Below are 21,682 nucleotides of genomic sequence, written 5' to 3' on the forward strand. Positions count from 1 at the left end.
CTAGGAGTACGGGTTTTCGCCGCGGTCGAACTTGGCGCGGCGTTCGCGCTGCTCTTCCCGTTTGCGCAGGATGCGCTCCTGCTCCATCTTCTTGCGCATGCGGTCGGGGTAGCCTGTCTCCTCGACGTCGTAGAGCATGATACCCAAGTCGTTAGCGACGATGTCGATGCCTTTCGGCCCGCCGATGCGACGTCGGGTGTAGTTTCCCTGCTCGTCGACAAGCACGACCGACATCTCGTTGACCATCGTTTCGGGCTCAACAAAGCCCTCCACAAACGCCCTGCCAGCTACCCATTCGCGCAGGTATTGTGCGTCGTCAGGGCGGATAGTTTCACCCGGGGCCCGCGGCGGTTTGAACGTCGTGGATTTCTTGCCTTTGCCGAACAGGTTGAACACGTTGCACATCATACGGGGCTGGTCGAGAAACTTAGGTCACCCCTTGGCCCACGAGAGTGGCTCGCAACAGGTACGCTCTATTGCGTATAGCTTCCAACGTTTCGATGAGGAGACTTTAAAACATGGCGCACTCAGTTGAGATGCCCGAGCTGGGCGAATCAGTCACCGAAGGCACGATCACCACGTGGCTGAAGGAAGTCGGTGACACTGTCGAGGTCGACGAGCCTCTGCTCGAGGTCTCCACCGACAAGGTCGACACCGAAATCCCGTCCCCCGTTGCCGGCGTGATCCTGGAGATCAAGGCTGAAGAGGATGACACCGTCGAGGTCGGCGATGTCATTGTGGTCATTGGCGACGAAGGCGAGGCACCGGCTTCTTCCGACGACTCCGACAAGGCCGAGAAGGCTGAGGAGAAGGAAGAGGCTCCGAAGAAGGAAGAGAAGAAGTCCTCCGGCTCCGGTTCCGGCGACGCAACCGACGTCGAGATGCCGGAACTGGGCGAGTCCGTCACCGAGGGCACCATCACCACCTGGCTGAAGGAAGTCGGCGACGAGGTCGAGGTCGACGAGCCGCTGCTCGAGGTCTCCACCGACAAGGTCGACACCGAGATCCCGTCCCCGGTTGCGGGCACCCTGATCGAGATCCTCGCTGAGGAGGACGACACGGTTGAGGTCGGCGACGTGATCGCTCGCGTCGGCGACGCTGACGCTGTCGCCGCATCCGATGACGACGAGGACGACGAGCCGGCCGCAGAGGAAGAGCCTGCACCGAAGCAGGAAGAGAAGGCTGCACCGAAGAAGAGCTCGGGCGCTGGCACCAAGGTTGAGATGCCGGAGCTCGGCGAGTCCGTCACCGAGGGAACCATCACGACCTGGCTGAAGGAAGTCGGCGACAGTGTCGAGGTCGACGAGCCGCTGCTCGAGGTCTCCACCGACAAGGTCGACACCGAAATCCCGTCCCCGGTCGAGGGCACCATCCTGGAGATCCTGGCTGAGGAAGACGACACCGTCGAGGTTGGCGATGTCATCGTGATCATCGGCGACGCTGACGCCGCAGCCGAGGCTGAGGAGCCGGCCGAGGAAGAGAAGCCGGCACCGAAGCAGGAAGAGAAGAAGCCGGAGCCGAAGAAGGAGGAAAAGGCCGAGAAGAAGGCTGACTCCAAGAACGCTTCCGCAAAGGTGGATAACGGCGGCAACGTCCCGTACGTCACCCCGCTGGTGCGCAAGCTCGCCGACAAGCACGGCGTCGACCTGAACACCATCGAGGGCACCGGTGTTGGCGGCCGCATCCGCAAGCAGGACGTGCTCGCCGCAGTAGAGGGCGGCGCCCCTGCAGCCGCATCCGCTGCTTCCTCGTCTGCGTCGAAGGAGCAGGCGGAGCAGCCGAAGGGTCCGCGCGCAAACTGGTCCACCAAGTCCGTGGATCCGGCGAAGGCGGAACTTATCGGCACCACCCAGCGTGTGAACCGCATCCGCGAGATCACCGCCGCGAAGATGGTCGAGTCGCTGCAGACCTCCGCGCAGCTCACCCACGTGCAGGAAGTCGATGTCACCCGCATCGCCGAGCTGCGCAAGAAGGTCAAGCCGGCGTTCGTCGAGAAGCACGGCGCCAACATCACCTACCTGGCCTTCTTCATCAAGGCTGCGGCTGAGGCGCTTGTCTCCCACCCGAACGTGAACGCGTCCTACGACGCTGACGCGAAGGAGATCACCTACCACGAGGACGTCAACATCGGTATCGCTGTCGACACCCCGATGGGTCTGCTCGTTCCGGTGATCAAGCAGGTACAGGACATGAACCTCGCGGACATCGCGAAGACGATCACCGACCTGGCCGGCCGCGCACGCGACAAGAAGCTGCGTCCGGACGACCTGACGGGTGCGACCTTCACGGTGACCAACATCGGTTCCGAGGGCGCGCTGCTTGATACGCCGGTGCTCACCCCGCCGCAGGCCGGCATCCTGGGCACGGCCGCGATTGAGAAGCGCCCGGTCATCGTGACTGAGGACGGCATCGACTCCATCGCGATCCGCCAGATGTGCTACCTGCCGTTCACCTACGATCACCAGCTGATCGACGGTGCGGACGCGGGCCGTTTCGTCACCACGATCAAGGACCGCATCGAGCAGGGCGACTTCGAGGCTGACCTCGACATCTAACCCCACCGAGCAAAACCCGGTACTGACAAAACGTCAGTGCCGGGTTTTTGTTGCGTTTACACTGTCAGTATGACTTTCAAATCATTCCGCAACACCACCGACCGTTTCATGCGCGAGGCACTCGGCGGCCTCGTCGCCGCCCACCCACGCGCCGAGTGGCATGACGAGGGGTTCGTGGGGCTTTCGCGTAGCGACGACACCCCCGCCCCGCGCGTCGCCGTCATCTCCGGCGGCGGCTCCGGCCACGAGCCAATGCACGCCGGGTTCATCGGCGAAGGCATGCTCGACGCTGCCTGCCCGGGCCTGGTGTTCACCTCCCCGAACGCGGTGCAGATTGGCGCGGCCACCAAGTGGGCGGACCGCGGCAAGGGCGTGGTGCATGTGGTGAAGAACTACACCGGCGACGTCATGAACTTCACTGTGGCGGCGAACCACGCCGAGGCAGATGTGGAGCAGGTGCTTGTTGACGACGACGTCGCCACCGAAATCGACAGCGGCGATTCGCCGGGCCGGCGCGGCACTGGGGCGACGGTGATCGTCGAGAAGATCGCCGGTGCAGCGGCAGCACGCGGCGACGACCTGAAAACGGTGGCGCGCATCGCCCAGCGCGCCGCTGACGGCTCGCGCAGCATGGCGGTGGCGCTGCAGGCGGGCCACTCCCCGACTAACGACCGCGCGACGTTCGATTTGGAGGACAACCAAATCGAGGTTGGCGTAGGCATCCACGGCGAGCCGGGTGTGGAACGGCGGGATCTGACGGACACGGAGACGTCGGCAAGCGCGCTCGTCGAAGAGCTGCTCGGCGGCATCCTCGGGTCGCTGAACAAGGCAGGCGTCGAGCTGACTGACGCGATGCTGTTTGTCAACGGCCTGGGAGGCACCAGCGAGCTGGAGCTCGACCTCGTGTTCGGCGAGGCGCTCAAGCAGTTGCAGCAGCGCGGCGTGACGGTGCGCCGTGGGATGCGCGGCACGCTGGTGACGTCGCTGAACATGGCAGGTGTTTCCATCACGCTCACCGCACTTGATGACGAACTGACCGAACTCATCGATGCCGACACCGCCGCCCCCGCCTGGCCCGGCATTGTGGCCGACCCGCAATACGCGGACGCGGTGATGGTGGACGACGAAAAGCAGCCGGACGAGGGCGCGGAGAATGCGTGGCTGAGCGCGTTCGTCGATAGGCTCTCGCAATCCTTCGACGACCTGACCGCGCTTGATCGCGAGGCCGGCGACGGCGACTTCGGACAGAACATGGAGGCCGCCTTCGGCGACATCACCACCCCGATCAAGGGGGCGGACGCGGACGTGCTGAACTACTTCGCTCACCGCATGCTCGTGCGCGCCGGCGGCACCTCGGGCGCGGTGCTCGGCACGTTCTTCCGCGCGATGGCCGACGTGTTCGAGGCGGACGGGGTGGATTCCCGTGAGGCGGACGGCGCCACATTCGGTGGCGCGCTCGCGGGCGGTCTTCGCCGCGGCGTGGATGCCATCACCGAGCTCGGCGGCGCCAAGGAGGGCGACAACACGCTGATCGACGCGCTTGCCCCCGCCGCGAAGGCCGCCGACGCCCTCAGCGAGCACGGCACGGTCGACGAAGTGCTGGCGGCGGTGTTCACCCCCGCCGTCGAGGGCGCGAAGGCCACACGCGGTATGCAGGCGAAGAAGGGCCGCGCCTCCTACCTTGGCGAAAGCTCGAAGAACGTGCCGGATCCCGGCGCGATCGCGGTGACGTGGCTGTTCGGCGAAGCGGGTGTGAGCGAGTTCTAATAACTCGGTCCGTGCCGGGTGCGCCACCGCTATGCTTGTCCGTGGTCGAAACGCCCCCCGGATAAGGAGTTGAAGTTGGATTACATCTCCCGTCATGTTGGCCCCAACCAGGACGAACAGCAAGTATTGCTGGACGCGCTGGGTTACGAAAGTATCGGCGCGTTAATCGCGGCGGCGGTGCCAGGCGGGATCCTGGCCGACAAACCGCTCGATTTGCCGGTGGCGCTTTCGGAGTACGAAGCGCAGGACCGCCTGCGCGAACTCGCCGGCAAGAACCAGGTGCTGCGCGCTTTTTACGGCCAGGGCTTCAACTCGACGCTCACCCCGCCGGTGATCCGCCGCGGCGTGGTGGAGGATGCGGGCTGGTACACCGCATACACCCCGTACCAGGCGGAGATCTCGCAGGGCCGCCTTGAGGCCCTGCTGAATTTCCAGACGATGGTGCAGGATCTCACCGGTTTGGACATCGCGAACGCGTCGCTTCTCGACGAAGCCTCTGCCGCCGCCGAAGCCGTGGGCCTGATGGCCCGTGTGGTGAAGAAGGGCCGCCGCGTGCTGCTGGATGCCCGCCTGCACCCGCAGGTGATCAACGTGGCCGCGGAGCGCGCCCGCGCGATCGACCTGGAGGTCGAGGTGGTCGACCTCACGGAGGGTGTCGTCGGCGAGGACCTGGTCGGCGCGGTGTTCGCCTACCCGGGCACCGAAGGCGACATCGCGGACCCGCGCCCGGTGATCGAGGCGATCCACGAGCGTGGCGGCCTCGTCGCAGTGGACGCGGACATCCTCGCGCTGACGCTTCTGGAGTCGCCGGGCGAGTTCGGCGCAGACATCGCGATCGGCACCACTCAGCGCTTGGGCGTTCCGCTGTTCTACGGCGGCCCGCACGCCGCCTACATGGCGGTGCGACAGAAGCTACAGCGCCAGATGCCGGGACGTCTGGTGGGCGTGTCCAAGGACGCGGAGGGCTACCCGGCGTACCGCTTGGCGCTGCAGACGCGTGAGCAGCACATCCGCCGCGAGCGCGCTACCTCCAACATCTGCACCGCGCAGGCGCTTTTGGCCGTCACGGCGTCGATGTACGCGGTCTACCACGGCCCGGACGGGCTCAAGGAGATCGCGCAAAACATCCACCAGCGCGCAGCAGACTTCGCAGCCGCGCTGGAGAAGGCCGGTGCGCGCGTGAAGCACGCCGAGTTCTTCGACACTGTCGCGGTTGAGGTTGAGGCGGCGCGTGGGGTCGTCGACAAACTCGCGCAGGCGGGGTACCTCGTTCGCGCGGTCGACGAGACCACCGTGGGCGTCTCGTTCGGCGAGGACACCACCGACGCCGATGTTCAGGCGCTGCTTCAGGGCTTCGGCGCGCAACCGGCCGAGGGCGAGGCGCACCTGCCGGAGGCACTCAAGCGCACCACCGAGTACCTGACGCACGAGACGTTCAACCGCATCCACTCTGAGACGCAGATGATGCGCTACATTCGCGAACTCGGCGATAAGGACCTTGCGCTGGACCGCACAATGATCCCGCTGGGTTCGTGCACGATGAAACTCAACCCCACCGCCGGCTTGGAGGCGATCACCTGGCCGGGCTTCGCCAACGTGCACCCCTACACCCCGGACGAATACACCGCAGGCTGGCGCGAGCTTATCGACGAAATCCGCTCCTGGCTCGTCGAAATCACCGGCTACGCCGAGGTGTCCGTCCAGCCCAACTCCGGCGCGAACGGCGAGCTTGCCGGCCTCTTGGCAATCCGCCGCTACCACGTGGCCAACGGCGACACCGAGCGCGACATTTGCCTTATCCCAGCCTCGGCGCACGGCACGAACGCGGCGTCGGCGACACTGGCGAACCTGCGCGTGGTCGTGGTCAAGACCGCCGACGACGGTTCGATCGACCTGGCTGATCTGGATGAGAAGCTGGCTAAGCACGAGGGCCACGTCGCGGCGATCATGCTCACCTACCCGTCCACGCACGGCGTGTACGAGACCGATGTGCGCGTGGTGTGCGACAAGGTGCACGCGGCCGGCGGGCAGGTCTACATCGACGGCGCCAACATGAACGCGCTGACCGGCATCGCACGCCCGGGCGATTTCGGCGGCGATGTCAGCCACCTGAACCTGCACAAGACGTTCACCATCCCGCACGGCGGCGGTGGCCCAGGTGTCGGCCCGATCGGTGTGGCCGAGCACCTCATCCCGTTCCTGCCATCCAACCCGGACGTGCCGCTGGAGCAGGCCGCGGCTGAGGTCGACGGTGCGGCGGGCGTGCCGGTGGCTTCCACGCTGTACGGATCCGCGGGTGTGCTGCCGATCTCGTGGGCCTACATCGCCATGTCGGGTGCGGACGGGCTGCGCAGCGCCACGGCGCATGCGGTGCTCAACGCGAACTACATCGCCCGTGAACTCGGTGATTCCTTCCCGGTGCTCTACACCGGCAACGACGGGCTCGTCGGCCACGAGTGCATCCTGGACCTGCGTGAACTGACGGACAAGTCCGGTGTCACCGCGGCCGATGTGGCCAAGCGCCTGATCGACTACGGCTTCCACGCCCCCACCCTCGCGTTCCCGGTCGCAGGCACGCTCATGGTGGAGCCGACCGAGTCCGAGGACTTGGCCGAGCTGGACCGCTTCATCGAGGCGATGCGCGCCATCCGCGCGGAGATCCAGGAGATCATCGACGGGGATATCGAGTACGAGAAGTCTGTTGTCCACAACGCGCCGTACACCGCCGAGAGTGTGATCCGCTCCGAGTGGCCGTACGAGTTCTCTCGCGAGAAGGCCGCCTACCCGGTCGCGTCGCTGGTGCACCGCAAGTACTTCCCCCCGGTGCGGCGTATCGACGAAGCCTTCGGCGACCGCAACCTCCAGTGCGCTTGCCCGCCGCCGGAAGCCTTCGACATCGAATCCTAAGGAGACACACCCATGCCACAGACTCCCCTATATGCAAAGCACGAAGCGCTCGACGCGTCGTTTACCGACTTCGGCGGCTGGACCATGCCGCTGAAGTACGCCTCCGAGCTGGAGGAGCACCGCGCAGTCCGCAACGACACCGGCATCTTCGACCTGTCCCACATGGGCGAAATCGACGTCAAGGGCCCGGACGCCGCGGCGTTTTTGGACTACGCGCTGATCTCCAACATGTCCATCCTCAAGGTGGGCAAGGCGAAGTACTCGATGATCGTGGACGATAACGGCGGCATCGTCGACGACCTGATCACCTACCGCTTCGCCGAGGACCACTTCATGGTCGTGCCGAACGCCGCCAATACCAACGCCGTATGGGCCGCGTTCGAGGCGCGCAAGGGCGACTTCGACGTCGAGCTGCGCAATGACTCCGAAAACATCGCGCTCGTCGCTGTCCAGGGCCCGAAGGCGTTGGACGTGCTGAAGCCATTGCTTGACGACGACCCCAGCGCTCTCGAGTACTACTCCGGCAAGTGGATGACGCTGCGCTCGGACGAGGGCAACGTCGACGTGTTTGTCGCCCGCACCGGCTACACCGGCGAGGACGGCTTCGAACTGTTCTGCGCCAACGAGGACGCTGCGAATGTGTGGGACGCCGTGATCGACCACGGCACCGCCTGCGGGTTGGCTGCCCGCGACTCGCTGCGCCTCGAGGCGTCGATGCCGTTGTACGGCCAGGAGCTCACCGCAGACATCACCCCGGTGGAGGCCGGGATGGGCAGGGCGTTTGCGAAGAAGGAGGCGGATTTCGTCGGCAAGCAAGCGCTCACGGGGCGCGAGCCGAGCGTGGTCATCGCGGGGCTCGTCTCCGAACAGCGCCGCGCCGCACGTGCCGGCTCCGAGGTGTTCCTCGCGGGCTCGGACGACAAGATCGGCGTGGTCACCTCCGGCCAGCCGTCGCCGACGCTCGGCCACCCGGTGGCGCTCGCGCACCTGGACCCGGCGCACGCGGAGCCCGGCACGGAAGTTGAAATCGACATCCGCGGACGCCGCTACCCGTTTACTATTGCAACAACCCCGTTTTACACCCGGAAGGACGCATAACCATGGCTTTGAAGCAGGACTTCTACTACTCCGAGGACCACGAGTGGATCAACGCCACCCCCGACACCGCCGCAGGTCAGACCGTGCGCGTGGGCATCACCCACGTCGCCGCTGACCGCCTCGGCGAGGTCGTGTTCGCGGAACTGCCGCAGGTCGGCGACACCGTCACCGCGGGCGAGACCTGCGGCGAGATCGAGTCCACCAAGTCGGTCTCCGACCTGTACTCCCCGGTCACCGGCACCGTCACCGCCGTCAACGAGGACATCGACGGCGCGTACGAGGCCATCAACAACGACCCGTACGGCGAGGGCTGGCTTTTTGAAGTCGAGGTCGAGGAGGTCGGCCCGCTGCTCACCGCCGACGAGTACGCCTCCGCCAACGGGGTGTAAGACCCAACTACGACCGGGACTAGAGTTAGGCGCATGACTGCGCCTCGCGACCCGTTCTTCCCCGCCGAGCAATCCATCCGAGCCTCAGCTGCGCCCATCGACGTGCGCGAGCTGGGGCTCGTGGACTATCAACAGGCTTGGGATCTGCAGGCCGACCTCGCCGCGAAACGCGCCAAGGACAAGATCGGCGACACCATCTTGGTGCTCGAGCACCCCTCCACCTTCACCGCTGGCAAACGCACCCAGCCCGAGGACATGCCGGACGAGTCCTACCCGGTCCCCGTGGTGACGGTGGACCGCGGCGGGCGCATCACGTGGCACGGCGAGGGCCAACTCGTGGTCTATCCGATTATCAAACTCGCCGAGCCGGTGGATGTCGTCGATTATGTGCGCCGCCTGGAAGAAGCGCTCATCCAGACCGTGCGTGCCGCAGGCGTCACCACCGCTGGGCGTGTCGACGGCCGCTCGGGCGTGTGGGTGCCGGCAGAGACAAAAGCAGCGTCTCCGGAGGCGTCGACACGCGAGCGAAAAATCGCCGCGTTGGGTATCCGCATCACCCGCGGAGTGACCATGCATGGACTCAGCCTGAACTGCGACAACACGCTCTCCCACTACGAGCACATTGTCGCCTGCGGCATCGACGACGCGGATGTGACTACCCTGTCGCTGGAACTCGGGCGTGACGTCACGCCCGGGGAGATGGCGGGTCCCGTCGTGCACGAATTGAAGCGTGCGCTCGCGGGCGAATTGGTGGTGGCGGACCACACGTTTGCCACCCGCCCGGACCCGTCGAAGGGTTTGACACGGAAGGTACGGTAGGAAGCGTGACTGTAGCACCAGAAGGCCGCAAGCTGCTGCGCGTTGAGGCGCGCAACTCGCAGACACCCATCGAGAAGAAACCGCGTTGGATCCGCAACTCCGTCAAGACCGGTCCCGAGTACGAGGACATGAAGCAAAAGGTCAAAGGCGCGGACCTGCACACGGTGTGCCAGGAGGCCGGATGCCCGAACATCCACGAGTGCTGGGAGTCGCGTGAGGCAACCTTCCTCATCGGCGGTTCGCGATGCTCGCGCCGCTGCGACTTCTGCGACATCGCCTCCGGCAAGCCGGATCCGCTGGACCGCGACGAGCCACGCCGCGTGGCGGAAGAGGTCCGCAACCTCAAGCTGAACTACTCCACCATCACCGGCGTGACCCGCGACGACCTAGACGACGAGGGCGCCTGGCTCTACGCCGAGGTCGTGCGCAAGATCCACGATCTGAACCCGCACACCGGCGTGGAAAACCTCACCCCGGACTTCTCCGGCAAGCCGGATCTGCTCCAGCAGGTATTCGAGGCCCGCCCGGAGGTCTTCGCCCACAACGTGGAGACTGTCCCGCGCATTTTCAAGCGCATCCGCCCGGCGTTCCGGTACGAGCGCTCCCTGGACGTGATCCGTCAGGCCCGCGACTTCGGTCTGATCACCAAGTCCAACCTCATCCTTGGCATGGGCGAGACCCGTGAGGAAGTCCTCGAAGCGCTGGGCGATTTGGTGGACGCCGGCTGCGACATCATCACCATCACCCAGTACCTGCGCCCGGGTCCGACCTACCACCCGATCGACCGCTGGGTGAAGCCGGAAGAGTTCATCGAGTACCGCGACGCCGCATACGAGATGGGCTTCGGCGCCGTTATGTCCGGCCCGCTGGTGCGCTCGTCGTACCGTGCCGGCAAGCTCTACGTCGAGGCAATGAAGCACCGCGGCCTCGAGCTGCCGGAGAACCTGAAGCACCTCGCGGAGACCTCCCAGGGCGATACCGCCCAGGAGGCGTCGACGCTGCTGCAGAAGTACGGCGCGTCGCAGGACCACCCGGTAGAGACCCGGTAGGCGTCTTTGGTCTGTGTCTTGGCCGTGGCATACAGTTAGGGCCATGGCTAAGACGCAGGACAAGGCAACGGCAAAGGCCGCGAAGAAGGAAACGCGCGCCGCGAAGCGCGCCAAGGGTAAGGCAACGCGCTCGCAGCTCAAACAGGCGTTCGACATCCAACGCAAGCGCGATAAGGCGCTCATCCCGATCATGATCGCCTGCGTGCTCGGCGGAGGCCTGTTGTTCTTCCTGCTCGGCATGTGGTGGGGCTGGAAGTGGTTCTGGCTTGTCATGGGCCTGATCGCTGGCGCTGTGCTCGCGATGTTCATCTTCTCCCGTCGCCTGGAGAAGTCGATGTACGACGAAGTCGGCGACACCCCGGGCGCGGCCGGTTGGACGCTGGAGAACATGCGCAACACGATGGGGATCGTGTGGCTGACCAAGACCGGCGTGCAAGCGAATACCCACATGGACACCGTCCACCGCGTCGTGGGCAACCCCGGTGTGGTGCTCGTCGGCGAGGGCGATCAGAACCGCCTGAAGTCGCTCATGGCCAAGGAGCACAAGCGCGTCGACCGCCTGCTGGCCGGTGTGCCGATCTACGAAGTCTACGCCGGCGAGGGCGAGGGCCAAGTGCGCAACCGCGACCTGCAAAAGCACCTGTTGAAGCTGCCGAAGAACTACCAGAAGAACGAGGTGTACAACCTCTCCGCGAAGTTGGATGCAATGGATTCGCGCCAGCGTCCGGGCCAGATGGCCGGCCTTCCGGGCGGTCCGCTGCCAAAGCAGGCGCAAAACATGTCGGGCATGAACCGCAAAATGCGCCGCATGCAGGAACGCAAGGGCGGTAAGTAGCACGTCCTATACTTAAAGGCTGTGAACACCAATTCTCAGCCCAATCCGGACCTTGCCGCCGGGGCGAACGCGTGTCTTCGCCTCGGCGTTTTACTGTTGTCCTCCGGTGCGGCCGGCTACCGCGTCATCCGGGCCGTGAAACGCTGCGCCCGCTCCCTCGGTTTTGACCGCGCCGACGTCCTCGTCGGTTTCAACACCATCAGTTGCACGTTCCACTACCGCGGCGACTTCCGCACTGCGGTCTCCGACGTCCCGCTACCCGGCGTCAACGCCTCTCGCATTGAGGCGCTGGAGACCTTAAGCCACTCGATGCTGCAGAGTTACCGCACCCCGGCCGAGGTCAACGCGGCGCTGGACGAGATTGTGCAGATCCCCACTCCCCGCTGGGGCTTGGGCATATCGACGATCGCAGCCGGCCTCGCCTGCGCCGGCTTCGCCGTCCTCAACCAGTTCGGCTACCTCGCAGCCGCCTTCGTGTTCGTTGCCGCGGCGCTCGGCCAACTCGCCCGCGTGAAGCTGCACCGCGTCCACTTCAACATGCTCGGTGTGACGATGGCGGCAGCCCTCGTGGCCTCCACGACCTTCCTAATGCTCACGGAACTGATGCCGTCGGGCGAGCAACTCTCGCCAGGCTTTATCGCCGCGGTGCTGTTCCTCATTCCGGGCTTTCCGATGTTTAGCTCGTTTGTGGATTTAGCCCGCTTCGACTTCACCTCCGGCATCCCCAGATTGTTCTTCTCTCTTGAGGTCATCGTGGTGATCATGCTGACCGTCTCAGTGGTCGCGATGATCTCGGATACGCCCGAAGCGGTTGCTCTACCGGTGCCGTTGACATTCGAGTTCCTCGCCGCGGGTGCCGCGGCCAGCTTTGTCAGTGTGGGCTGCTTCGCGCTGCTGTTTAATTCGTCGCGACGCATGGCGCTGATGGCCGCAGGCCTTGGTGCGGTGGCCAATCTTGCCCGGCTGGTGATGATGGGCGCTGGGTTGGTGCCGTTCATCGCGGCGTTTGTGGCGGCGCTGCTCATCGGGCTCGCGGGAGGCTTGATCGGCTCGTGGGCGAACATACCGCGCGTGACGGTGACCATCCCCGCTTCCGTGGTGATGATCCCGGGCACCACGATCTACGCGGCCGCGCACAACTTCGCCGTCGGCGACATCGCCAACGCATTGTCGCGCTTTACCGAGGTGTCGTTCGTGGTCATCTTCATCGGCGGCGGACTTGCAGTCGCCCGCATGCTCACCGACCCGACGTGGGCATTCTTCCGCTATATCGACTTCGACTACGAACTCGAAGGCAAAGAAATGCCGATTAACGACTAGGAACGGATCACGGTCGTGGTGGTGGCGCGGTCGTGCATGCCGCGGCCGTCGGCGTCGACAAGCGCTGCCGGCAGCACGAACCCGGTCAGGATGGTGCGCACCGCGGCGCGCCAGAAGCCGACCGGCGCCTCTTCGTCGACACGCGCCACGCCCATGCCCAACACCGCCATGCCCGGGGTGCGGGCGAACAGCCACCCGCACAGGATGCCGAGCACGATCCACAGCAGGTAGGTCAGGGTGTAGCGGTCGCCGAGGGCGTCGGTGTTGGCCACGATGAGCGATGCCGCGACCGCGCAGATCGCCCAGTCGATAAACACCCCACCCATGCGGCGCATTACCGACGCCTGCGAGCCGGGGCCGTTCTCCGGCATGCCGAGGAATTCGCCGGGATACGACGGCAGGTTGTCCTCCCCGGTGAATTGATTCGGGATTTCAGGGCCGTTTCGCCAGTCAGGTCGTCGATTAGCAGCCATGCTTCACGAGCCTAGCCGTGGACGGGTCTACACTTGTAACTGCTTATGACAGCCAATCGACGAGGAGTACCACCCGTGGCCTTCGACAACATCGAAGACGTTAAGAAATTCATTGCCGACGAGGGGGTGGAATTCGTTGACGTGCGCTTCACCGACGTGCCCGGCATCGAACACCACTTCTCCATCCCGGCGTCGATGTTCGACGAGGAGGTCATGGAAGAAGGTCTCGCGTTCGACGGCTCGTCGATTCGCGGCTTCACGACGATCGAAGAATCCGACATGACCCTCATGCCGGACCTCGCCACCGCCCGCCTCGACCTGTTCCGCGGCACGAAGACGCTGAACGTGAAGTTCTTTGTCAACGACCCGTTCACCCACGAGCCGTTCTCCCGCGACCCGCGCAACGTGGCCAAGAAGGCCGAGGAGTACCTGCAGTCCACCGGCATCGCGGACTCCTGCTCCATCGGCGCCGAGGCGGAGTTCTACCTGTTCGACTCCATCCGCTACGAGGTGGACGGCCACAAGTCCTTCTTCGAGATCGACGCGGAAGAAGGCTGGTGGAACCGCGGCAACGAGACCGACGTCGACGGCGGCCCAAACCTGGGCTACAAGAACCGCTGGAAGGGCGGCTACTTCCCCGTCCCGCCGCACGACAAGACCGTCGAGGCGCGCGACGCGATGGTGCGCAACCTGGATGCCGCCGGTTTCGAGATCGAGCGCTTCCACCGCGAGGTGGGCAACGGCGGCCAGCAGGAGATCAACTACCGCTTCAACACCCTGCTCCACGCGGCAGATGACCTGCAGGACTTCAAGTACATCATCAAAAACACCGCCACCCAGTTCGGCAAGACCGCAACATTTATGCCGAAGCCGCTGGCTGGCGACAACGGCTCCGGCATGCACGCGCATATGTCCCTGTGGAAGGGCGGCGAGCCGCTGTTTTACGACGAGTCCGGCTACGGCGGACTGTCCGACATCGCCCGCTGGTACATCGGCGGCCTGCTGGAGCACGCCGGCGCGGTGCTGGCGTTTACCAACCCGACGCTGAACTCGTACCACCGCCTAGTGCCGGGCTTCGAGGCCCCGATCAACCTCGTGTACTCCCAGCGCAACCGCTCCGCCGCGATCCGCATCCCGATCACCGGCGCGAACCCGAAGGCCAAGCGAGTCGAGTTCCGCGCCCCGGACCCGTCGGGCAACCCCTACCTCGGCTTCGCGGCCATGCTCATGGCGGGCATCGACGGCATCAAAAACCGCATCGAGCCGCACGCCCCGGTGGACAAGGACCTCTACGAACTGCCGCCGGAGGAAGCCAAGGACATCCCACAGGCGCCGACCTCGCTCGAGGCATCGCTGACAGCGCTGGAGAAGGACCACTACTTCCTCACCGAAGGTGACGTGTTCACGGAGGATCTGATCGAGACCTACATCAAGTTGAAGTACGACAACGAAATCACCCCGGTGCGCCTGCGTCCGACGCCGCAGGAGTTCGAGATGTACTTCGACTGCTAGACGGTCCCCTCACCCGGCGGTGACATGGAATCCCCAGTAGGCTGACAGCGTTCGTATTTGTCGAAACTTGTAAGGATTCCCATGTCCACCCCGAACCAGTGGGGCAACAACCAGCCCCAAAACAATCCGCAAAATCAGTGGAACGCGCAGCAGGCGTGGTCCGCGCAGCCGGCCGGCGGTCAGCCGGGCGGCCAGCGGCCAGGCGGTGCGCCGAAGTCCGCGAAATCCATCGGTTGGCCGGTTTGGTGCTACCTCGGCGCCTTCCTGCTGACGCTTTTGACCAGCTTCCTGAAAGTCATCTCGGCCAAGATGGACTATGGCATTGGTTCCGCAGAGATGGGCGTGAACTGGTGGGGCAAGGTCTCCGCTTCCGCGTCCGCCTTCGGGCGTTACGACACCGGCGGCAGCTACGATTTCGGCGGCGCCGACTACGTCGTGTTCAGTCTGCTCATCTTGGCGCTGCTGGCGGCGGCGACGTACTTCGCCTTCGTTCGCAACGACAAGCTCACCGGCATCCTCGGCCTTGTCGCCGCCGGCCTGCAGCTGCTGGCCGTCGTGGTCAAGCTTTTCCAGATTCTCGGCGAGAGCTTCTTCCACACCGGCGCCGGCTGGTGGTTGTGGCTGCTGATCTCCCTAGCCACCCTTTTCGTTTCCCTGCAGATGTTCAAGACCGGCCGCGCTGGCGTGGAGCAGAAGTTTAATTCCGCACGCGCGGCTGCCCAGAACAAGCAGCAGCAGAACCAGCAGCAGAACTCCTGGGGCCAGCAGGCTCCGCAGCAGCCGCAGCAGCCGCAGCAGGGCCAGCCGAATACATGGGCACCGCAGCCGCAGCAGCCCCAGTCGCAGCAGCCGCAGCAACAGAACCCGCAGCAGGGCCAGCAGCCGCAGCAGCAGAACTGGACCCAGTGGCAGAACCCGGGCCAAGACGGCCCGTCCAATCCGCCGGCTTCCAACTAGCCAAACGGATTTGTGGTTGCTTAGCCTGAACTAACTTTGTATAGCCTGACCTGCGAAAGGTCAGGCTTTACTTGCTTGCGCAGGGAAAACATTCCGGTCACGATGGCCTCCATGACCGACACATTGAACCGCCCCGACTCTTGCTCCAACGACTGCCCTGCAGCCGGGGCCGCTGTGGAACCCGGCGCCGGCGAGCGCCTGAACCGCCTTCGCGCCGCCGTTCTCGGCGCGAACGACGGCATCGTCTCCACCGCCTCAGTAGTCGTCGGTGTCGCTGGCGCGACAGCGAATCAGACGACGATCGCGATGTCGGGTCTCGCCGCCGTGGTTGGTGGCGCGGTGTCGATGGCGCTGGGCGAATACGTGTCGGTGTCGTCGCAACGCGACTCGGAGCGCGCCATGGGCATGGCCGAGCGGCATCAGGTCAACCCGTGGACGGCAGGCATCGCTTCGTTCTTCGCATTCCTGCTCGGCGCGGCACTGCCGTTTATTACCGCGCTGGTCGCGCCGGAGGCTGCGCGCATCGTGTCCATCTTTTTGGTCACGCTGGTGGCTCTGGCACTGACCGGTGCGCTGTCGGCGAAGCTTGGCGACGCGCCGGTGGGCCGATCCGTCGCCCGCATCGTTATCGGCGGTTCGTTGGCGCTCGCGGTGACGTTCGCGGTCGGCTCGCTCTTCGGCGCGACCGCGGTGTAAGGGGTAAATACACAAGTCCACACAAAGTACACAACTCCACACAAACCACACATCTCCACACAACGTGGGTACAGTTTGTGCCATGAACGTCCCTACCAATCCTTTCCGCGCGTCACTCGGCACAAGTCCGCCGTTGCTCGTCGGTCGCGACGAGATCCTCGACGACTTCCGCCTTGCGCTGGAAGAAGGACCTGGGGCGCACGAACGGATCTCCCTGCTCGTCGGTGCGCGAGGTATCGGAAAGACCGCCCTCCTCAACGAAATGGAAGACGTGGCACGCGATGCAGGGTGGCTCACCTTCTCCGAGACAGCGACTGAAGGGTTCGTCAGCAGCCTGAAAGATCAGCTTTCGGATTTCCTGCAGCAGGACAAGTCAGGTCGGACCTCGTGGCAGCTGGGCCCTGGGTTCTTGCGTGTAAAGCACGAAGAACAAAGTCAGTCCCGGCAGTCGACGTCGCTGCGCGCGATGCTTACCGCAGTGCTCGACAAACTCTCCGACACGGAGCGGTTCAACCGATCGGGCAGCGGGGTGCTCATTACCGTCGATGAGCTCCATTTCGTTCACCACGACGAAATCGTCGAGTTTGCCACCGCGATCCAACATCTCGTTCGCGAGAATCTCGACGTGGCTGTCGTGCTCGCGGGCATCCCGAGTTCAATTCGCCCTCTACTCGCAAGTGACGGAGGGCGCAATCCGATTACGTTTCTGCGACGAGCCAACCGGGTAGACCTTGGGCGGCTCACCGACAGTGAGGTGAGAGAAGGTCTTGCGGTTCCGGTAACCCAAGCCGGACGCAACTGGGATGAGGCAGCTCTCGAAAAGGCAGTGCATGCTACCGGCGGTTATCCCTTCATGATTCAGCTTATCGGAAACGCCGCATGGAGATTCGAGCGCGGCGAGCAGATTGGCGAGGCATCCACTGACAAAGCCATCACCCGCGCCCGGAAGAAGTTGGGCCAACTCGTCCACGAGCCCGCACTCAATGACCTCTCCGCTGAGGACCGCAGATTCCTCGCTGCAATGTCGCTGGACGAGGGCCCCTCAAAAATCACAGACGTCGCCCAGCGACTCGAGGTTAGCCATCAGCAGGCGTACAACTACCGTCGACGGCTGTACGAAGCGGACATGATCACCAACGAACGGGGAACTGCGGACTTCGCTTTGCCATATCTCCGCGAGTACCTCCGTGACCATGTCGTCTCAGACATTCTGCGTGTCCCGGTAGACGAGCCCCAGAACCGACCCAACTCGGCACCCCGGCGACTAAGGGATTACCATGCGCTGAGTGACTGAAAAGTTTCGCCAACTGCCCCCACCCGGCCCTGCGTGGGGTGGCAGTCTCATGGGCACATCGATTGTTTCGCGACTTCTCGTGGAGAAGGACCTCCTTGTCGGCGCCGGCATTTTCGCCGCGATCGCCTCGGGGATCTTCGTCGCGCTCGTCGTCGGGTTCGCGCGCTACCGCCACCCTCAGTTTCGACGCACCACGATGGCGGAATGGTCGATGTTTTTCATCGGCATCCTCGCCCTGGGTGCGGCGCTGTCGGGCCTGACGGGCTCCGGCGTCTACCGCCTCATCGGCTTCTGGATCGGCGCGCCGGTCACTGTGATCACGTGGGCAATCCAGCTCACGCGTTTCGACGGCAACCCTCGCTTCACCTGGGGCTTGCCTTTGGTCGGCCCGTCCATTTCCGCGTCGGTGGCCGGCTGGCTGGCGCGCGACTACGGCAACATGTACCACACCATGGGCACGGTCTTTTTCGTCATGTCGATCCTCACCGCGGTACCGGTGTTCATCGGCGTGTACTGGGCGGCGTTCCACGGCAAAGTGGACCTTTCCGGCGCGAACTCGGCCACCGCGTGGGTGCCGCTGGGTGTCATCGGCCAATCCACCACCGCGATGCAGATCCTCTACCCGGGCAAGTTCTCGGTGTACTACGGCTACGTCGCGCTCATCATCGCGATCCCGCTGGCACTGTTCGCTATGCGCACCTTCTACCCCAACGTCGCACGGTGGGTGGACTACTCCCCTGCATGGTGGGCGTGCACCTTCCCGCCGGGCACGGTGAGCATGGGCGGCCACCAGGTAGCGTTGGTTAACGGCTCCCACTGGCTCGACGTCATCGCGTTGACCATCCCGTTGCTGCTGCTCGCGCACTGGACGCTGTGTTCGACCCGGTTCATCGGCTGGGTGCTGGAGGGTCGCCGCGGTTCGGTGACGCTGCAGTAACGTTGCAGTGACGTTTTAGCGCGCGAGGTTCAAATCCACTTCGATCCCGCCGACGCGCCCGCGGGATGTGAACTGCCATATTTCAGGCTCCGGAAATCCGATGGGGCGCGGCCACGGGCCCAACTGCTCGGGTGACGTGACGGTGTTGTTGCCCCACTGCGCGAGCCACAACGCCCCGAACTGTGCGGGGCTGGCCAATCCCATGTGCCGGCGCCAGTACCAGGCGTTTGTGTACACGCCGGCCACCTCGACGCCGGCTTGTTGAAATGACGAGGCGGCCACGTGGACGTCGTCAAGCGACAGCCCTGCGGGCGATTCCACGTCGATCCACATGGGCAAACGCTTGTCGACGACGCCTTTAGACGCCACCTCAACCTGCTGCTGAACCGTCGTGCCCTCCGAGGGGGCGCGCAGGAAATGGTAGGTGGCGATGTCGCAGCCGGCGGCGGTGGCGTCGGCAAGCAATTGCGCAAAGCACGGGTCGCGGTAGGTGCCGTCGGTGGTGCGGATGATGGCGAAGTCGAAGCCGGAAAAGTCGAAGCCGCGCTGGTGCTCGGAGACGTCGACGCCGAGCCTCACCGCTTAGTCAGCCCAAGCCGCGGGGTGAAACTTGCCGGGTGGCGGCGCTGGGCGGCGGCGTCGGCGATCGCGAGGCGCCACTTCGGGTCGGTCACGGGCATCTGCGAGATGGGAAACCAGCCGACGTCGGTGTTTTCGTCGTCGCCAAGCGAGGGCTCGGTGTCGTCGATGAGCTCGCAGCGGATCTGCACCGTCATGTAGGAGGCTTGATCGCCGTTGTCGTGCATGACCGGGCCGTGGGAGCCGACGCCAAGCAGCGCCGCGGGCTCGGTACGCAGGCCGGTCTCCTCGTGCACCTCGCGCACCGCGGCGACGTGCGGGTCCTCTCCCGGATCCGCGATTCCGGTCACGGGCGTCCACTCGCCGTTGTCGGCGCGGCGCACGAGCAGCACCTCCGGCACTGCCCAATCGGAGGTGTCTGCGGAGTCGCGCAGCACCACGGCGCACACGGCCGGCACCCACATTAGGTCGGTGCCGATCTTCTTGCGGGTTTCCACGATGAACTCGGGGATAGGCATGGCAGCGAGTGTACAATCCGATTCGTTATGAGCACCGTGGCAACCGAATCACCGCAGGACACACACACCTTTGTACAGCGTGTGCCCAGACCATTATTCGTTGCGGTGTACGGGACGCTCCTGGTCCTCACGGTGGTGGGCGCGGTGTTCGCCGTCCGCTACACGGCGGACGCGGAAAGCACGCCCGAGGAACTTCCGCAGCCGGCGCGCCCCTTTAACCCGGCGCCGGCGGACCCTGCAAATGTGGCGGCGAGTGTGCGCCCGCACCTGATCGAAAATCTCCAGGTTGGCACGACCAAAACGGGCGTGATGGCCCGAGGCGACATCACGGAGCAGGCGGTGGCGGACCCGACCGAGTTCGCGGGCCACGTCTCCCGCCTGCTGGAGCAAAACTGCCTGGACACGCTCACCCTGACCACCCCGGACGGCATGCGCCTGAACTTCTGGGGCTTTTGCTTTGCGACGATCCCCGAGCAGACCATCTACGACTTCGTCCGTTTCGCCGCCACAGAGGAGGCGGATGCGGTGTCCTTTGCCAAGTTCCCGGCGCAGAAGGGTGTGCAGTACGCCAAACTCACCTGGATGGACGCCGACAGCACCGGCAAGGACCCGAGGGCACTGAAGCGGACGTGGAACCGTCTGCAGCGCCCGGAGGAGATCGACCGGCTGACGTTCTACGGCTACTACCCCGACGAGGTCGTCGCCATGACCAACGACGCGGTAGACGGCAAGAAAACCGAGTCCTCCCCCGCCGGCGAGGCGTTCAACGAGAAGTGGGGCCTTAAGCGCTAACTACCAGCGCTGCGGCACCAGGTCGGCGTCCGGCACGACGCGGTTGATCACGGTCATGACCTGCTCGATGTTGGAGTAGCTCATCAGGAGCGGGTCGTCCATCCCCTCGAAGCACTCCTCCCCCGCGCGGCCCGCTTCGGTGCCGGAGACCACGCCGACGACGGTGGCGCGGCCGTTGATCTCCGTGAACACGGGCCCGCCGGAGTCGCCCGAGGCGGCGCAGACGGACGCGATGTCGCCCTCGGTCTGCGCCTCGGCGTCGCCGTCAAGGTTCACAATCTGCACGCGTTGCGTGGCGACAAACTCCCCACACGTGTACCCCGTCGTCGCACCTGTTTTGCACACGCGCTCCAAGTCGTGCGGATGGTTGGCAATGCCGGTCGGGATCGGCTTGCCGATGACATCCATGGTGCGCTCGCGGTCCGTGATCTCAACGATGCCAATATCGATGCCTTTAGTGGCCTCGTCTGCGTCGCCGTACATGCCTGAGTAGATGAATTTACCCACCTCACGGGTGTAGTCGTAGGCGGTCGCAGCATTCGTGGGCCACACCAGATCGCCCGTGCGTCCGCAGTGGCCGGCGGTCACGGCGTAGGCGCGGCCGTTGGCGCCGGTAAACGAAAACGCCGACGTGCACGACTGGGCGGTGAAGTGCTCGCCCGGCGACGGGTAGTGGTCCGTGGACTGGATCTTCGTCCCCGGCGCCCACGGTGCGAACGCGGGCACGAGCACGTTCGATTCGCCCTCCGCCGCGGGTGGGGCGTCCTTCGGGGTTTGCACCTGCTCGAGTGCCTCGCGCTCCTCCACCGTCGCTGTCGGCACCTGGCTGGCGTTAAGCCCTAGCCACACCACAACAGCGACGAGCGCAAGCGTGGCGACGATGACCGTAATCCAGCCACCTGTTTGCAACCCCGTGCGCTTGCGCGGCGCGGGCTGCGGTTGGGGCACCGGCTGCATCTCCGGGAACTGCCACTGTTGGCCGTCCACCGGCTGGTAGCGGCGCGCGGAATCGCCACCGCTGTAGTCGGGAAAGGTCAAGCGGGGACCTTACTCGGCGGTTTCGTCGGCGTCGTCGTCTTTGGCTTGTTCCTCAGCCTGGATCTTTAAGTCGCGCAGGAACTTCTCCGGGTCGAACTCGGTGTAGTGCTCCGGGCCTGCGAACTGCTCTTGTGCCATCGGGGGTGT

At 64.8% G+C, this 21,682-nt stretch carries 21 protein-coding genes; 15 read left to right on the forward strand and 6 right to left on the reverse strand.

The features are described 5' to 3' along the window. Positions 1-396, reverse strand: coding sequence for an oxidoreductase (locus IAU68_RS08140; RefSeq protein ID WP_171192808.1), 396 nt, complete (start codon positions 394-396; stop codon positions 1-3). Positions 397-518: 122 nt separating this feature from the next. Here IAU68_RS08140 and sucB point away from each other — a divergent pair, with 122 nt between their 5' ends. The 9 genes from sucB (at position 519) to IAU68_RS08185 (ending at position 12,739) form a co-directional block, all read left to right on the forward strand. Further along, on the forward strand, positions 519-2,555 hold the full coding sequence (gene sucB, locus IAU68_RS08145) for a 2-oxoglutarate dehydrogenase, E2 component, dihydrolipoamide succinyltransferase (protein WP_171192809.1): 2,037 nt from the start codon (positions 519-521) through the stop codon (positions 2,553-2,555). 69 nt (positions 2,556-2,624) lie between these two features. Continuing rightward, entirely contained in the window at positions 2,625-4,322 is a 1,698-nt protein-coding gene (locus tag IAU68_RS08150; protein WP_171192810.1) for a dihydroxyacetone kinase family protein, read from the forward strand. Between the two features lie 75 nt (positions 4,323-4,397). Next, positions 4,398-7,229, forward strand: a complete 2,832-nt coding sequence (gcvP, locus tag IAU68_RS08155) for an aminomethyl-transferring glycine dehydrogenase (protein WP_171192811.1) — start codon at positions 4,398-4,400, stop codon at positions 7,227-7,229. A gap of 12 nt (positions 7,230-7,241) precedes the next feature. Beyond that, entirely contained in the window at positions 7,242-8,327 is a 1,086-nt protein-coding gene (gcvT, locus tag IAU68_RS08160; protein ID WP_171192812.1) for a glycine cleavage system aminomethyltransferase GcvT, read from the forward strand. Positions 8,328-8,329: 2 nt separating this feature from the next. Continuing rightward, on the forward strand, positions 8,330-8,716 hold the full coding sequence (gcvH, locus tag IAU68_RS08165) for a glycine cleavage system protein GcvH (protein ID WP_171192813.1): 387 nt from the start codon (positions 8,330-8,332) through the stop codon (positions 8,714-8,716). A 33-nt stretch (positions 8,717-8,749) separates the two neighbouring features. After that, entirely contained in the window at positions 8,750-9,535 is a 786-nt protein-coding gene (gene lipB / locus IAU68_RS08170) for a lipoyl(octanoyl) transferase LipB (protein WP_171192814.1), read from the forward strand. 5 nt (positions 9,536-9,540) lie between these two features. Beyond that, positions 9,541-10,584 carry a lipoyl synthase gene (gene lipA / locus IAU68_RS08175; RefSeq protein ID WP_171192815.1) on the forward strand — a complete coding sequence of 348 codons (1,044 nt, stop codon included), beginning with the start codon at positions 9,541-9,543 and terminating at the stop codon, positions 10,582-10,584. 43 nt (positions 10,585-10,627) lie between these two features. Then, positions 10,628-11,419, forward strand: coding sequence for a DUF4191 domain-containing protein (locus IAU68_RS08180; RefSeq protein WP_171192816.1), 792 nt, complete (start codon positions 10,628-10,630; stop codon positions 11,417-11,419). 21 nt (positions 11,420-11,440) lie between these two features. Beyond that, a complete protein-coding gene (locus IAU68_RS08185) occupies positions 11,441-12,739 on the forward strand; it encodes a threonine/serine exporter family protein (protein WP_171192817.1) in 1,299 nt (432 codons plus the stop codon). On the opposite strand, the gene IAU68_RS08190 is transcribed toward IAU68_RS08185, so the two are convergent. Beyond that, positions 12,736-13,212, reverse strand: a complete 477-nt coding sequence (locus IAU68_RS08190) for an RDD family protein (protein WP_171192818.1) — start codon at positions 13,210-13,212, stop codon at positions 12,736-12,738. The two genes, IAU68_RS08185 and IAU68_RS08190, sit on opposite strands and share 4 nt — an antisense overlap. Positions 13,213-13,257: 45 nt before the next feature. Between IAU68_RS08190 and glnA the strand changes: the two genes are divergently transcribed. The 5 genes from glnA (at position 13,258) to IAU68_RS08215 (ending at position 18,608) form a co-directional block, all read left to right on the forward strand. Further along, complete coding sequence (gene glnA, locus IAU68_RS08195; RefSeq protein WP_187767823.1) at positions 13,258-14,724, forward strand: type I glutamate--ammonia ligase; 1,467 nt, start codon at positions 13,258-13,260, stop codon at positions 14,722-14,724. A gap of 81 nt (positions 14,725-14,805) precedes the next feature. Further along, positions 14,806-15,681: a hypothetical protein gene (locus tag IAU68_RS08200; protein WP_171192573.1), complete on the forward strand. Its 876-nt coding sequence runs from the start codon at positions 14,806-14,808 to the stop codon at positions 15,679-15,681. 111 nt (positions 15,682-15,792) lie between these two features. Next, entirely contained in the window at positions 15,793-16,377 is a 585-nt protein-coding gene (locus IAU68_RS08205; protein WP_171192820.1) for a VIT1/CCC1 transporter family protein, read from the forward strand. Between the two features lie 82 nt (positions 16,378-16,459). Then, positions 16,460-17,671: an AAA family ATPase gene (locus tag IAU68_RS08210; protein ID WP_171192821.1), complete on the forward strand. Its 1,212-nt coding sequence runs from the start codon at positions 16,460-16,462 to the stop codon at positions 17,669-17,671. After that, entirely contained in the window at positions 17,664-18,608 is a 945-nt protein-coding gene (locus tag IAU68_RS08215) for a TDT family transporter (protein ID WP_171192822.1), read from the forward strand. The genes IAU68_RS08210 and IAU68_RS08215 overlap by 8 nt, the downstream gene beginning before the upstream one ends. Before the next feature lie 15 nt (positions 18,609-18,623). Here the strand turns inward: IAU68_RS08215 and IAU68_RS08220 are convergent, their stop codons facing one another. After that, positions 18,624-19,187, reverse strand: coding sequence for a glycoside hydrolase family 25 protein (locus tag IAU68_RS08220; RefSeq protein WP_171192823.1), 564 nt, complete (start codon positions 19,185-19,187; stop codon positions 18,624-18,626). Then, a complete protein-coding gene (locus IAU68_RS08225) occupies positions 19,184-19,705 on the reverse strand; it encodes an NUDIX hydrolase (RefSeq protein WP_171192824.1) in 522 nt (173 codons plus the stop codon). Before IAU68_RS08225 ends, IAU68_RS08220 begins: the two co-directional genes overlap by 4 nt. Positions 19,706-19,810: 105 nt before the next feature. Here IAU68_RS08225 and IAU68_RS08230 point away from each other — a divergent pair, with 105 nt between their 5' ends. Continuing rightward, positions 19,811-20,497: a hypothetical protein gene (locus IAU68_RS08230; protein ID WP_171192825.1), complete on the forward strand. Its 687-nt coding sequence runs from the start codon at positions 19,811-19,813 to the stop codon at positions 20,495-20,497. Here IAU68_RS08230 and IAU68_RS08235 read toward each other — a convergent pair whose 3' ends face one another. Further along, a complete protein-coding gene (locus IAU68_RS08235) occupies positions 20,498-21,535 on the reverse strand; it encodes a S1 family peptidase (protein WP_231699000.1) in 1,038 nt (345 codons plus the stop codon). Positions 21,536-21,544: 9 nt separating this feature from the next. Beyond that, complete coding sequence (locus IAU68_RS11545) at positions 21,545-21,673, reverse strand: hypothetical protein (RefSeq protein ID WP_268908679.1); 129 nt, start codon at positions 21,671-21,673, stop codon at positions 21,545-21,547. Between the last annotated feature and the right edge of the window lie 9 nt (positions 21,674-21,682).

This window comes from Corynebacterium lujinxingii, assembly GCF_014490555.1.
Taxonomy (GTDB): domain Bacteria; phylum Actinomycetota; class Actinomycetes; order Mycobacteriales; family Mycobacteriaceae; genus Corynebacterium; species Corynebacterium lujinxingii.